The sequence below is a fragment of the Helicobacter sp. NHP19-003 genome (assembly GCF_019703305.1).
In the GTDB taxonomy this organism is placed as follows: Bacteria; Campylobacterota; Campylobacteria; order Campylobacterales; family Helicobacteraceae; genus Helicobacter; species Helicobacter gastrocanis.
In genome coordinates this window covers 1018868-1031183 of sequence record NZ_AP024814.1, presented here as the reverse complement: position 1 = coordinate 1031183, position 12316 = coordinate 1018868, and the positions used below count along the sequence as shown (strand labels likewise).

Here is a 12316-nt window from a genome sequence, read left to right as displayed (position 1 = left end):
GAATAGAAGTTTTATGAAAGGATGGCTATGCTGGTTGCTATTTTTGGTGGGGGGCTTGGGGGCGGGCGTTGGCCTTTGCTCTGGGGCATAAAAACTCCATTAAGATTGTTTCACGGCAAGATTTAACGCCCCTACTCATGCCCTTAAACAAAGACCTCGTACTCAAGGGGCATGAACCGATCACGCAATGTGCCCTGCAAGAGGCTTTGGGGGCGGATTTATTTGTCATTGCCATCAGTGTACAGCATTTGAGGGCGTGGTTTGAAGAGGCGCACCTACCCGCCCACTCTAAAGTTTTGATCGCGGCTAAGGGGATTGAGATCGGGGGGCATTTTGTGAGTGGGATTGTTAAAGAGTTTTTAGACAGCAACAATGTCTGTTTTTTAGCCGGGCCCAGCTTTGCTAAAGAGATTGTGGCCAGCTTGCCCTGTGCGTTGGCGATTCACTCTCAAAACCCCGAGTTAGCAAGCGTGTATGCGGGCTGTTTACCCGCTTTCATCCGCTCTTATATCCAAGACGACATCAGGGGGGGAGAGATCGCCGGGGCGTATAAAAATGTCATCGCCATCGCCGCTGGGGTGTGCGATGGGCTAGAATTAGGGCAGGGGGCTAAGGCAAGTTTGCTCTCGCGCGGGCTTGTGGAAATGAGCCGTTTTGGGGTGCATTTTGGGGGCAAAATGGAAACCTTTTTGGGCTTGTCTGGGGCAGGGGATTTGTTTTTGACGGCAAACTCTTTGCTCTCGAGAAATTACAGGGTGGGCATCGGGCTTGCGCAGTGCAAACCCCTAGCCACGATCATTGAGGAATTGCAAGAAGTCGCCGAGGGAATCAAAACCACAAAAGCCATCGTGCAAATCGCCACAAGGGAGAACATCCACGCCCCCATTGCCAAAGAATTAGACCTGCTTTTAGAGGGCAAAAACCCCCTAGAGAGCATGACCGCTTTGATCAAACGCTAAGGATAACGCCATGCTGACCTTTTCCAATATCTTATTAAAATTGCAAGAATTTTGGGCAAAGCAAGGTTGTACCTTGTTACAGCCCTATGACATCCCGGCGGGGGCGGGGACCTTCCACCCCGCCACTTTGCTAAGAAGTTTGGACTCCACCCCATGGAGCGTGGCGTATGTCGCTCCCTCACGCCGCCCCACAGACGGGCGGTATGGAGAAAACCCCAACCGCTTAGGCAGTTACTACCAATTTCAGGTTTTAATCAAGCCGAGCCCCTTAAATATCCAAGAATTGTATTTGCAAAGTTTGCAGGCCTTAGGCATTGATTTTGCCAAGCACGACATCCGCTTTGTGGAGGACAATTGGGAGTCGCCCACTTTGGGGGCGTGGGGGCTAGGCTGGGAGGTGTGGCTGGATGGCATGGAGATCACGCAATTCACCTACTTCCAGCAAGTGGGCTCGATCGCGTGCAGCCCCACGCCCATTGAGATCACCTATGGCGTGGAGAGGTTAGCGACTTATATCCAGCAAGTCGATTCGGTGCTCGACATTGTATGGACGCTTAAAGACAACAAGCCCGTGTATTATAAAGAGGTGCATTTGGAGGGCGAGGTTGAGTTTAGCCATTACCATTTCACGCATGCCAATTTGGACTTTTTGCAAACAAGTTTTGAGGCCAACCAAGCCGAAGCCAAGCGGTGCTTAGAGCAGGGTTTGCCCCTCGTGGCTTACGACTTTGTGATGCTCTCTAGCCATTTTTTCAATGTCCTAGATGCCAGAAAAGCCCTATCGGTGGCTAAACGCCAAGAGTGCATTTTAAAAATTAGAGAACTTGCCAAAGCCTGTGCCCTGCTTTACAAAGAGCAAGAGCCCGAGCGGCTCAAACGGCTCAATGCTTAAGCTAAACGAGCTTGTCGCCTTTTTAGAGGGCTTAAGCCCCTTTTCTTTGCAAGAGAGCTGGGATAATTGTGGGCTGAATTTAGGCAGTAACAACGCAGAGTATGAAAACATTGCCGTCGCCCTAGAGATCACTTTAGAGCTGGCTCAAGAGTTGCCCCCTAAAAGCGTGGTGCTCACCCACCACCCCCTATTTTTTAGACCCTTTAAAAACTTCAATCCAAGCCTTTATCCTGCCAACATTGCCGCCTTGCTGCTACAAAAATCTTGCGCCTTAATCGCTTTGCACACGAATTTTGACAAGACCCATTTAAACCCCCACTTTGCTAAAATTTTGGGCTTTAGCCACACCCAAGAAGAGGGCATGGCGTTGGTGGCAGACACCGCGCCTACAAGTTTGGACCACCTAGCCACGCAAGTGCAAGAGCGTTTAAACCTGCCCTATGTGCGTCTAGCAGACGCTAAAACCCCGATTGAGCGTGTGGCTGTGGTGTGTGGGGCGGGCTGTGGATATTTACACGAGCTTAAGCAAGTCCCTAAAAATCTTTGCTTAATCACGGGCGACATCAAGCACCACGATGCCATGCAGGCTTTGAGTGTGGGGGTTTCGCTTGTAGAAGTCCCCCATTATGAGAGTGAAAAGTTTTTTGTGCCCTTGCTGAAAGGCTTGCTAGAGCCCTACATTTTGCAATCTCAAGTAAAGTGTGTTAAACTACTCGATTGTAAAAATCCATTTATGCTTAAGGTTTGACATGAACGCCCACTTAGTGCAGTTGATCCAAATTGCCAAGTTAGATAAAGACATCGAAGCCCTAGAGCCTTTGATTAAGGCAAAGAGAGCCGACTTAAACAAAGCCCTAGCCACAAGACAGAAAAAGCAGGCAGAATACACCCTCCTTGAGGAAGAAAAGGCGAGCTTGCACCTACAAATCCAAAAGAACGAGCAAGCTTTGCACGAAACGAACGCCAAAGTCGATGGCATCCAAAAAAAGATTTCTCAAGTGAAGAGCGAGCGGGAGCTACGCTCTCTAGGCATTGAAGAGGACATCACCAAAGAGCGGGCGAACCAAGCCAACAAAGAGATTGAGCGCCTACAAAATGAAAGCGCGCATAAAAGCAAATTGCAAGAGGAATTGCAAAGTACGCTGGAGAGTTTAACGCAAGAGATCGCCGCTTTAGAGGAAAAGGTGGAGGCAGACACCGCCCAAATCAAGGAAAAACAACAAGCCATTTTTCAAGAAAAACAAGATTTGACCTTGAAAATGGACCATAAGCTCATCGCCTTCTATGAGAAAATCCGCCGCTGGGCGGGCAACACCTGCGTGGTGAGCGTGAAAAAGCAAGCCTGTGGGGGGTGCTTTATCCGCATCAACGACCGCACCTATGCGGAGGTTTTGAGCAGCAGCGACATTTTGACTTGTCCGCATTGTGGGCGGATTTTATACATAGACACCGCACAATCCGCCTAAGGTTTGGCTTTTTTCAAGTTTGTGTATTTAGTGCTTTTGGCCTTAGCGCACCTTTGTGCCACGCCCTTTTTAGCCCTTTTTAGCCTCAAGGCGAAGTACCGCCATTCTTTGAAAGGGCGCTTTTTTGCCAAAAGGCATGCCCTTGAGTTTAAGCCCCGCTTGTGGTTGCACGCTTGCTCTTTAGGCGAAGTGAAATCTTTGGAGTGCTTGCTAAACGCCTTTAAAGACACGCCCACGCTTTTAAGTACAACCACACAGACGGGCTATAACCACGCCAAAAAATTAGCCAAGACCCACCCCAAACTCCAAGTGCGTTTTCTGCTCTTTGAAACCCTTTTGTTCTTGTGGCGTCAAGACTTGAGCGAGTTAAAAGCCCTTGTCGTTACAGAGGCGGAGCTGTGGTTTCATCTCTTTGCGCTGGCTAAGTCTGTGGGGGCAAAGACTTTTTTAATCAACGCCCGCATTTCTCGCCGCTCTTACCCCAAGTATCAACGCCTAAAACCCTTTTACACTGCCCTTTTTAAACAGATTGATTTTATCTATGCCCAAAGTGTGCTCGATAAAGAGAGGTTAGAAAGCTTAGGGGCAAAAACGCTTTGCGTTTTTCCCCACACCAAATTATTCAACCCCCCCCTTTGCACCAAGAACCACCCCAAACTCAAACACTTAAGCATTGTGGGGGCAAGCACCCACCCGAGCGAAGAAGCGTTGATTTTAGAGGCGTTTTTGAGGCTACAAGAGCCGGCACAACTCATCTTAGTCCCCCGCCACCCTGAGCGCTTTAAAGAGGTGCAAAACTACCTAGAAAAACACCCCACACTCCAAGGGGATTTTAGCTGTTTCTCTAAGGGCTTGAAGTGGGATAGTAAAGTGCTTTTGATAGACACGCTGGGGGAGCTGGTTAATTTTTATGCGATCGCCGACATTGTCATTTTAGGGGGGGCGTTTGCCCCCATTGGCGGACACAACCCCCTAGAGCCCGCCTATTTTGGGGTTAAGCTCATTAGTGGGACGCATATTTTTAACCAAGAGGCGTTGTTTGCCTGTGTGCAAAATTTCTATTTGGTGCAAGGAGACGCGCTCGCCCAAACTTTAGCCAAGCACGCCACGCTCAAAACAAGTAAAATCAACACCCAAAACCAAGAATTACAAACTTTAGTGGAGGCAATCCATGTTGCAGGCGTATAAGGTTTTGGCAAAGCAGTGCCAAATTTCGCACAAAGAGGCTAAAAGGCTGATCGATCGGGGGCTGGTGAGCTTAAAGGGGCAAAGGCTCAAGCTGGCTAGAGAGTTGATAGACCCGCACGCCTTTTTAAGTGTGCTGGAGTGCAAGAGTGGGGTTTTAGCTAAAGGGGCTAAGTTTTTAGCCCTAGATAAAGCCCCCAATGTGTCGAGCTTTGAGCTAGAGCGCACCCACAAGCCCTACCAGCTTTGCCACCGCTTGGACCAAAGCACAAGCGGGGTACTCTTGCTAGCTTTAGGCGCGTTTTACCAAGAAGCCCTAGAGGCGTTTAAAGAACGCCAAGTCTATAAAGAGTATCTTGCTTTGGTGCAAGGGGTGCTAGACAAGCCCTTGACTTTAACACAGCCCTTAAGCGTACAAAAAAGCCACACAGAGGATAAAAAGGGTTTTGTCAAAGCGTTTGTGCATAGCAAGGGCAAGAGGGCGATAACGCACATCACCCCCCTTAAGAGCTTTAAGCAGACGACCTTAGCCAAAGTGGTGATTGAAACGGGGGTAACACACCAAATTAGGGCACATTTAAGCCATATCAAGCACCCCATTGTGGGCGACATTTTCTACGGGGCAAAGCCCCATAAGCATTTTTTCTTACACGCTTTTAAATTAGAGTTGCTCGGGCATCAATTCCAAGCCCCCCTACCCCCTTACTTCAAGGATTTTTGTGAGTTACTGGAACACGATTTATAGCCATTTTACCCCCATCGCTTTTACTCTCTTTGGCATTCCCGTGCATTGGTATGGGCTTGCCTATGTGAGTGCCCTTTTAATCGCCTTTTTTCTAGCCAAGAGGGCGTTGAAGACAGACCCTAAACGCTTTCCCATCAGCCAAGCCCATTTTGAGAGTTATTTTTTATACGCTGAGGTGGGGGTGGTTTTGGGCGCAAGGCTGGGCTATATTCTCATTTACGACCCAAACACGCTTTATTATCTCAAAGCCCCGTGGCAAATCTTCAACCCCTTTTACGAGGGGCAGTTTATCGGCATTAGGGGCATGAGCTATCACGGCGGGCTTGTGGGCTTTTTGGTGGCTTCGTGGGTCTTTAGCAAGGTGAAAAAGCAAAATTTCTTGGTGTATTTGGACTTGATCGCCGTGAGTTTGCCTTTAGCCTATGTCTTTGGGCGGATCGGCAACTTCTTAAACCAAGAGCTGTTTGGGCGGGTGGTGCCACAGGGCGATCTTTTCGGGGAGAAAATAGGCATTTTGGTGAATGGGGTGTTACGCTACCCTAGCCAGCTCATAGAGGCGTTTTTGGAAGGTCTTTGCGTGTTTGTCGTGATTTGCGTGGCAAGGCGTTACACCAAGGCGCATGGCATGCTCATGGTGGTGTATGGCTTTTCTTATGCGTGTGCGCGGTTTGTGGCAGAGTATTTTAGAGAGGCGGATGCACAGCTGGGTTACTATGTGGGGCATTTGAGCATGGGGCAGATTTTGAGCTTTTGTATGGTGCTAATTTCCTTGGGGCTGTGGGGATTTATCAAACTTGATAAATCTGCCCAAATGCGCTAAAATGGCACTTTTTAGGGAGTGCAATGGAAAACAAAGAAGATGCCATCATTAGGTTTTCGGTGTCCTTACAACAAAATCTTTTAGATGAGCTAGACAACCGCATCATTAAAAACGGCTATTCGTCCCGCTCTGAACTGGTACGGGACATGATACGAGAGCGTTTAGTGGAGGACAGCTGGAGTCGGGCGGACGCGGAGGATAATTGTGGCTTGATTGTGGCGGTGGTGGTGCTCATTTACGACCACCACCAGAGGGAGCTCAACCAGCGCATGATCGACATACAGCACGAGAGCCACATCAGCATTTTATGTACCACGCATGTCCATCTAAACGCCCACAACTGCCTAGAAACCATCATCTTAAAGGGCAAGCCCGCCGACATCATGCACCTGCACCTAGAAATCGGGGGGCTTAAGGGCGTGAAGTTTTCCAAGCTCACCAAAGCATCGAGTTTTGAGTCTAACACCTAAGCCCACCATTGCGCTTTATGGGGGCAGCTTTGACCCCCCGCACGTCGCCCATTTAGAAGTGATTTACCAAACCCTAGCGAGCTTTGCCCTAGACAAGTTTTTCATCCTAGTCGCCCACCAAAACCCCTTTAAAACCCCCCCTGCTTTCACCCCAGAGCAACGCCTGCTGTGGATGCAAGAACTCTTAAGGGGCATGGACAAGGTCATCGTTAGCGACTACGAGACACAGCAAAAGCGCCCCGTGCCGACCATTGAGAGCGTGCGCCACTTTAACCAAACCTACCACCCCCAAAAACTCTACTTTATCATGGGCACAGACAATGTGGCGGGTTTAAAAGACTGGGAGGGCTATGACGAACTCACACAGCTGGCGCATTTTATTTTGGTACAACGACAGGGCTACCCCCTAGACACGCCTCCGAGTTTCAACCACTCGTTTTTATCTCTTGAGAACATCAAATGCCCCATTTCATCTACACAGATCAGGCCCTGCTCGCAAAACACCAAATCCCCCCACCTGCCCCCTAGTGCAAAGCGGGGTGTTGACAACCTTTAAGGAGAACCATGCCAAGAATTGCTAGAATCGTTGCCCTGCTCGAGGAAAAAAAGGCGGAAAACATCACCACCTTTGACTTAAGAGAGCAAGACTACATCACCGCACATGTGGTGATCGCCACCACCCTAGCCAGCAAACACGCCCTATCTTTGCTCGATCATTTAAAAACCACGCTCAAACCTCTAGGCGAAGAGTTTTACGCCACAGATGAGAGCAATGAAGAGTGGATCATCATAGATTTAGGCGACATCATGATCCACCTTTTCACCCAAAGTTATAGAGACCACTTTGATCTAGACGGGTTTTTAAAAACCTACAACAAACCGCATTGAGTTTAATCGCCATCATCGGTCCTAGTGGGAGCGGGAAAAGCGCATTAGGACTTGAACTTGCGCTAGCCTTGAGTGCTCCCATTGTGTCCTTAGATTCGCTGAGTGTCTATAAAGAGCTAGACATCGCAAGCGCAAAGCCCAGCCCACAAGAGTTAGCGCAAGTACCACACTATGGCGTGGATGTCTTAGACATCCCCCAAAAAAACAACGCCCAGGTTTTTAAAGCTGAGCTTGAGCGGGCTATGTTGGAACACGAAAATGTCTTGATCGTGGGGGGGAGTGGGTTTTATTTAAAATCCGTGATTGAGGGCTTAAGCCCACAGCCCACACTCACAACAGAACAAGAGCTAGAGATTTTAGAAAAAATCAATGCCTTAAAAGACCCCCACGCCTTTTTGGCTAAAATAGACCCCACTTACGCCCACACAGCCACAGACCCCTACCGCACCACACAAGGGCTCAAACTCTATTTTGCCACCAACACTCCCCCAAGCCTTTATTTTCAAAAGCACCCCAAAAAACCCTTTAACCACCCCATCGAAATTTTTGCTCTAACGCTAGACAAGCCCACTTTGCACGCCCAAATTGCCAAGCGCACACAGCACATGCTCAAGCTGGGCATGGTGCAAGAGATTGACACCCTAGCCCAAAAATACGGCACACATTGCCAACCTTTTAAAGCGATAGGCCCTAAAGAGTGCTTGCAACATCTCAATCACGAGATTGACTATAACGAATTAGAAGTCTTGATCACCACCCACACCTGCCAACTTGCCAAACGCCAAACAACCTTCAACAAAACATTTAAAAACGCCCGTTTTTTAAACCCCCTTGAACTTAAAAAGGCGGTTTTAGACCTCAATGCTCTCTGAGCGTGGCGGAACTTTTGACAATCACGCGGTTATAATCCTTTTGCAGGGGGCGTTGGTTAGACTTGTTGTGCATGATTTTTTTAATGTCTTCAAATTGTTGGGGCGAGAGGCTTAGGGTTTCTTCAAGAACAAACCATGTAACGCCCTCTGTGCAGGGTGGGGTGGTGAGCGAGCCGTTGAAGTGGTAGTAGTGGATCGTGTCTGGCAAGAGCTTGTTTAAAACCAAAGGTTTTGGGGATGTCTTGTATTTATAGGCGTTTAAGAGAGGCGTTAAAAAGGGGTTTTTATGTCCAATTGTAAACCCAATCCCCACCACCAATAAACGCCCTTGGGCATCCTTGTGGACCAAGTGCATGCTCAAGGGCTGGCGTTTGCCATGGATGGCAAATTCCATGGGGATATGGAAGTGTAAATTCACCAACTGGTACTCGTGATCCCTATAAGTTACAGAATCGCTAGGGTGGGCAAACTTGGCCACAAAAGTGTAGTGGGAATACTCAATCGAAGTGGGCACCGTACTTTTGTAATCAAAGCTAAAATCTTCTTTGTCGGGGGAGTGGTAGTAATGCTCGATGTTGAAGGGCGATTGGGTTTTACCAGCCTTGCAGACCGCATAATCTCTGTGTAACTTATCCCAGTGTTTAGCTCCTGTGTGGTTTTCATAGCCCCAATTCTCAGCCCCCGAAGCCCCAAGCAGACTTAAAGATAAACCAAAAAGCAACACGCTTTTTTTCATAAAAATCCTTTCAAGCGAACTAGATTCACAGCATAGCGCAGTTTCATCCCCAAAAATTAATAAACTCTAAAACCCTCACTTTAAACCCCTCAAAGGCAGTAAAGTGGTAACACTCTAGACAAAACTTGAGGCTTGAGCACGGTTCAACCCCTATTTTTTGCAACAATGCCCCAATGCGCTGGATTTATTTTTTGTTTAAATAAACAGCTTAGAATCGGCCGTTGTGATCAAGGATCTCCGTGTACGCCTATCCAAATCCAAATTTCTAAGGGGTGTGCAGTGCCTCAAAACCCTTTGGCTAGAGAACACAAAAAGACACACTCCAACCCGATCAAGAGTTTTTAAAAAAGACGCAGTGGGGCAAGGAGAGGGGCAGTTGGAGGGCGTGCTTTGAGCGCACTAAAGAGCTGATAGAACAGGGCATCAAACTCGTTTATGGAGTCATTTTTGCCTTCAATGGGGTTTTTGCGATTGTAGACTTTTAGCGATTGAGGGCGATGGTGTGGTGCTAAACAAAGTCAAAAGTGCCACAAGCACTTATGGGGATAAAAACCAAACCCAAAGCGGTGCGGCATTGTGTCCTGCAAGGTTGGGGTTGCCCCATTAAAAGAGATCGCTTAATATAGAGAAGGGGCGCTGGGGTTAAAGTGGTCATTTTAAAAGGTATGCGATGAAAAAAACCATGCTTTTGGGGCTGTGTGTCTTGAGCACGCTTTCAGCCACACCCTCTATTTTTAAAGGCTTTTACGCCCACGATTTGGAGCATGCAATCCATTTGAAAAGAAAACTAAAAAAGCAAATCCAAACCTGCCCAGAGCTCGACACTTTGCCTCACTACACAGAAACGGGCGAAAGAAAGGCGGATTTTTGCACTAAAGAGTTTAAGCGATCGGCTAACTTGGCCTATGATTTGGCTTTGGGTTTTCATACAAGTGGCAAAACGATATACGCCAAGAGGGCTAGAGAGATTTTGAATCAATGGGCGCAAAACCTTAAGGGTGTGGACTCTAAAGAAGCGACAAACCTCATCAACTTCACCATGCCCTACATGGACATGGCCTATCTTTTTATCCGCACTAAGTTTCCTAGCCCCGCCTTTGAGCACTTTGTGCGCCGCATGCTAGAGTATGCACGCCTCAACAAAGACAATAACATCGGAGCGTGGAGCGTGCTTTTTGTTGTGAGCGGTGCGCTGGTGCTAAACGACCACGCCCTCTTGCTAAAAATGGCACATCAATGGCAGGGCTGGCTTTTAAACGCCATCGATGACAATGGTGTGATGGCTAAAGAGATTGTGCGCAGCAACACGGCCAACTACAATGGCGGTCCGACTAAGGGCATCAAGGGCATTGCCTACACCCATTTTGCCCTCACTCCCATCAGTGTGGCCGGGCAACTGCTCGCCGAAAACGGCTTTGATTTATGGCACACCTCTGCGGCGCAAAAGCTCTTTAAGGCCTATGATAAGGCTGCTCAGTGGGTGCTTGATCCTACAAGTTTTCCCTACTACCAGCCCGGTTTGATGGGAATCCATAAAAACGCTTATTTTCTACTCTTAAACCAATACTTTAAAAGTCCAGAAGGCCAAGAGGCGATTAAACAAGATGACTTTAAGGCGGATCGCTTTAGATTGGAGTTTAATGAGGTTTTAACAGCCACACCATCTCCTTAAAAACGAGACTTGAGCGACTCTTTTAGGTTTTTCAAAGCACGCCGCGCTGTTTTTGAATTGCCAAAACAGAGCTTTTGGTTGTGTTCTTGCCCTTGTCAGCACTTGCAAGGGCTTAAAGGCCAAGTCCTCTACGCCTTTGGGGCAATCATGTGGGCGGGGACGACCCATGCGTCAAAGTCTTTTTCACTCAAAAGCCCGAGTTCTAGGGCAGATTCTTTAAGGCTGATGCCCTTTTTATGGGCGTTTTTGGCGACTTTGGCGGCATTTTCATAGCCGATGTGTGGGTTTAAAGCGGTAACGAGCATTAAAGAGTGGTGCAAATAGTAGTCGATCTTGTCCTTGTTGGGCTCAATGCCGCTGGCGCAATGTTCGTTGAAGCTCAACATCCCATCGGCTAGGAGTTTCACGCTTTGCAAGAAGTTGTAGATGATGACAGGTTTAAAAACATTGAGCTCAAAATTGCCCTGTGAAGCGGCAAAGCCGATCGCCACATCATTGCCCATCACTTGTACGGCAACCATGGTCAAGGCTTCGCATTGGGTGGGGTTGACTTTGCCCGGCATAATAGAACTGCCCGGTTCATTTTCGGGAATGTGTAATTCACCCAAACCACAGCGTGGACCGCTGGCAAGCCATCGAATGTCGTTGGCGATTTTCATTAAGTTTGCCGCCAATCCTTTTAACGCGCCGTGGGCGAAAGTGATGGCATCGTGGCTGGTTAAGGCGTGGAATTTGTTGGGCGCGCTTTTAAACGCTTGCCCTGTAAAGTGGGTGAGCTCTTCGGCGACCTTTTGGGACAACTGCGGGTGGGCGTTAAGGCCTGTGCCTACCGCTGTGCCCCCGATGGCAAGCTCCCTTAAGCCCTCTAAACTCTCTAAAATCTGCACCCTAGAGTGCTCTAGCATGCTCGCATAGCCACTAAACTCTTGGCCCAAAGTTAAAGGGGTGGCGTCTTGTAGATGGGTGCGCCCGATTTTGATGATGTCCTTAAATGCTTCACTTTTGGCATGCAAGGTGGCGTGCAAGGTGTCTAGCGCGGGCAAGAGCGTGCCGGTCAGTTCCAACACCGCCACAATGTGCATGGCCGTGGGGAAGGTGTCGTTCGAGCTTTGGGACATGTTCACATGGTCATTGGGGTGGACTAATTTTTCTTTTCTAAAGTCTGCCCCTAAAATCTCAGTCGCTCTGTTGGCGATGACTTCGTTCATGTTCATGTTGGTTTGTGTCCCGCTGCCGGTTTGCCAAATGGCTAAAGGGAACATGCCCTCTAACTTGCCGGCTAAAATGTCTTCACAAGCCTGCATGATCGCGCCCGCTTTTTTCGTGTCTAGCTTGCCTAAGTCTTGGTTGACCTTGGCTAAAGAGCGTTTGAGTTTGGCAAAGGCATTGATCAGTTCAGGGGGCATTTTCTCCACCCCGATTTTGAAGTTCTCAAAACTCCTTTGGGTTTGCGCGCCCCAGTATTTGTTGTCCTCTACTTTGACCTCGCCCATGGTGTCATGTTCTACTCTATAATGCATGCGCTTCCTTTTAAAAAATTTCCCAAACTTTAACACATTTTTACACAATTTTTACACAATCTTTGCCTAGAATTGGGGCATTTCAATCAAG

Annotated in this window: 13 protein-coding genes and 1 pseudogene; 12 read left to right on the top strand and 2 right to left on the bottom strand. The window is 48.3% G+C overall.

Translation table 11 applies throughout. The features are described from left to right. Positions 1-27 precede the first annotated feature (27 nt). The 11 genes and pseudogenes from K6J72_RS05395 (at position 28) to miaA (ending at position 8297) form a co-directional block, all read left to right on the top strand. Positions 28-959, top strand: a pseudogene (locus K6J72_RS05395) (NAD(P)H-dependent glycerol-3-phosphate dehydrogenase). 10 nt (positions 960-969) lie between these two features. Further along, positions 970-1851, top strand: coding sequence for a glycine--tRNA ligase subunit alpha (gene glyQ, locus K6J72_RS05390; protein WP_221279105.1), 882 nt, complete (start codon positions 970-972; stop codon positions 1849-1851). Beyond that, positions 1844-2599 carry a Nif3-like dinuclear metal center hexameric protein gene (locus K6J72_RS05385; RefSeq protein WP_221279104.1) on the top strand — a complete coding sequence of 252 codons (756 nt, stop codon included), beginning with the start codon at positions 1844-1846 and terminating at the stop codon, positions 2597-2599. Before glyQ ends, K6J72_RS05385 begins: the two co-directional genes overlap by 8 nt. A 1-nt stretch (position 2600) precedes the next feature. Then, positions 2601-3317, top strand: a complete 717-nt coding sequence (locus K6J72_RS05380; RefSeq protein ID WP_221279103.1) for a zinc ribbon domain-containing protein — start codon at positions 2601-2603, stop codon at positions 3315-3317. 3 nt (positions 3318-3320) lie between these two features. Continuing rightward, a complete protein-coding gene (gene waaA, locus K6J72_RS05375; RefSeq protein WP_221279102.1) occupies positions 3321-4505 on the top strand; it encodes a lipid IV(A) 3-deoxy-D-manno-octulosonic acid transferase in 1185 nt (394 codons plus the stop codon). Beyond that, positions 4489-5247 carry an RluA family pseudouridine synthase gene (locus tag K6J72_RS05370; RefSeq protein WP_221279101.1) on the top strand — a complete coding sequence of 253 codons (759 nt, stop codon included), beginning with the start codon at positions 4489-4491 and terminating at the stop codon, positions 5245-5247. Before waaA ends, K6J72_RS05370 begins: the two co-directional genes overlap by 17 nt. Further along, positions 5222-6067 carry a prolipoprotein diacylglyceryl transferase gene (lgt, locus tag K6J72_RS05365; RefSeq protein ID WP_221279100.1) on the top strand — a complete coding sequence of 282 codons (846 nt, stop codon included), beginning with the start codon at positions 5222-5224 and terminating at the stop codon, positions 6065-6067. Before K6J72_RS05370 ends, lgt begins: the two co-directional genes overlap by 26 nt. Before the next feature lie 23 nt (positions 6068-6090). Further along, positions 6091-6537 (top strand): nickel-responsive transcriptional regulator NikR, encoded by a 447-nt coding sequence (nikR, locus tag K6J72_RS05360; RefSeq protein ID WP_221279099.1) that lies wholly within the window; start codon positions 6091-6093, stop codon positions 6535-6537. Beyond that, on the top strand, positions 6521-7093 hold the full coding sequence (gene nadD / locus K6J72_RS05355; RefSeq protein WP_260320529.1) for a nicotinate (nicotinamide) nucleotide adenylyltransferase: 573 nt from the start codon (positions 6521-6523) through the stop codon (positions 7091-7093). Before nikR ends, nadD begins: the two co-directional genes overlap by 17 nt. Positions 7094-7101: 8 nt before the next feature. Continuing rightward, on the top strand, positions 7102-7425 hold the full coding sequence (rsfS, locus tag K6J72_RS05350) for a ribosome silencing factor (RefSeq protein WP_221279098.1): 324 nt from the start codon (positions 7102-7104) through the stop codon (positions 7423-7425). Continuing rightward, positions 7422-8297, top strand: coding sequence for a tRNA (adenosine(37)-N6)-dimethylallyltransferase MiaA (miaA, locus tag K6J72_RS05345; protein ID WP_221279097.1), 876 nt, complete (start codon positions 7422-7424; stop codon positions 8295-8297). The genes rsfS and miaA overlap by 4 nt, the downstream gene beginning before the upstream one ends. Here miaA and K6J72_RS05340 read toward each other — a convergent pair. Then, on the bottom strand, positions 8284-9033 hold the full coding sequence (locus K6J72_RS05340) for a carbonic anhydrase family protein (RefSeq protein WP_221279096.1): 750 nt from the start codon (positions 9031-9033) through the stop codon (positions 8284-8286). The two genes, miaA and K6J72_RS05340, sit on opposite strands and share 14 nt — an antisense overlap. Positions 9034-9703: 670 nt before the next feature. On the opposite strand from K6J72_RS05340, the gene K6J72_RS05335 reads away from it, so the two are divergent. Further along, positions 9704-10705, top strand: coding sequence for an alginate lyase family protein (locus K6J72_RS05335; protein ID WP_221279095.1), 1002 nt, complete (start codon positions 9704-9706; stop codon positions 10703-10705). 128 nt (positions 10706-10833) lie between these two features. Here K6J72_RS05335 and fumC read toward each other — a convergent pair whose 3' ends face one another. Then, the gene (fumC, locus tag K6J72_RS05330; protein WP_221279094.1) at positions 10834-12225 is read right to left on the bottom strand and encodes a class II fumarate hydratase; all 1392 of its coding nucleotides are present in this window, start codon (positions 12223-12225) and stop codon (positions 10834-10836) included. Positions 12226-12316: the final 91 nt, after the last annotated feature.

What these genes read in the sequence shown, in the direction of transcription:
- K6J72_RS05335 (WP_221279095.1), top strand. Translation starts at nt 9,704, where the DNA reads ATGAAAAAAACCATGCTTTTGGGGCTGTGTGTCTTGAGCACGCTTTCA.
- K6J72_RS05380 (WP_221279103.1), top strand. Translation starts at nt 2,601, where the DNA reads ATGAACGCCCACTTAGTGCAGTTGATCCAAATTGCCAAGTTAGATAAA.
- rsfS (WP_221279098.1), top strand. Translation starts at nt 7,102, where the DNA reads ATGCCAAGAATTGCTAGAATCGTTGCCCTGCTCGAGGAAAAAAAGGCG.
- K6J72_RS05370 (WP_221279101.1), top strand. Translation starts at nt 4,489, where the DNA reads ATGTTGCAGGCGTATAAGGTTTTGGCAAAGCAGTGCCAAATTTCGCAC.
- K6J72_RS05340 (WP_221279096.1), bottom strand. Translation starts at nt 9,033, where the DNA reads ATGAAAAAAAGCGTGTTGCTTTTTGGTTTATCTTTAAGTCTGCTTGGG.
- nikR (WP_221279099.1), top strand. Translation starts at nt 6,091, where the DNA reads ATGGAAAACAAAGAAGATGCCATCATTAGGTTTTCGGTGTCCTTACAA.
- glyQ (WP_221279105.1), top strand. Translation starts at nt 970, where the DNA reads ATGCTGACCTTTTCCAATATCTTATTAAAATTGCAAGAATTTTGGGCA.
- K6J72_RS05385 (WP_221279104.1), top strand. Translation starts at nt 1,844, where the DNA reads ATGCTTAAGCTAAACGAGCTTGTCGCCTTTTTAGAGGGCTTAAGCCCC.
- fumC (WP_221279094.1), bottom strand. Translation starts at nt 12,225, where the DNA reads ATGCATTATAGAGTAGAACATGACACCATGGGCGAGGTCAAAGTAGAG.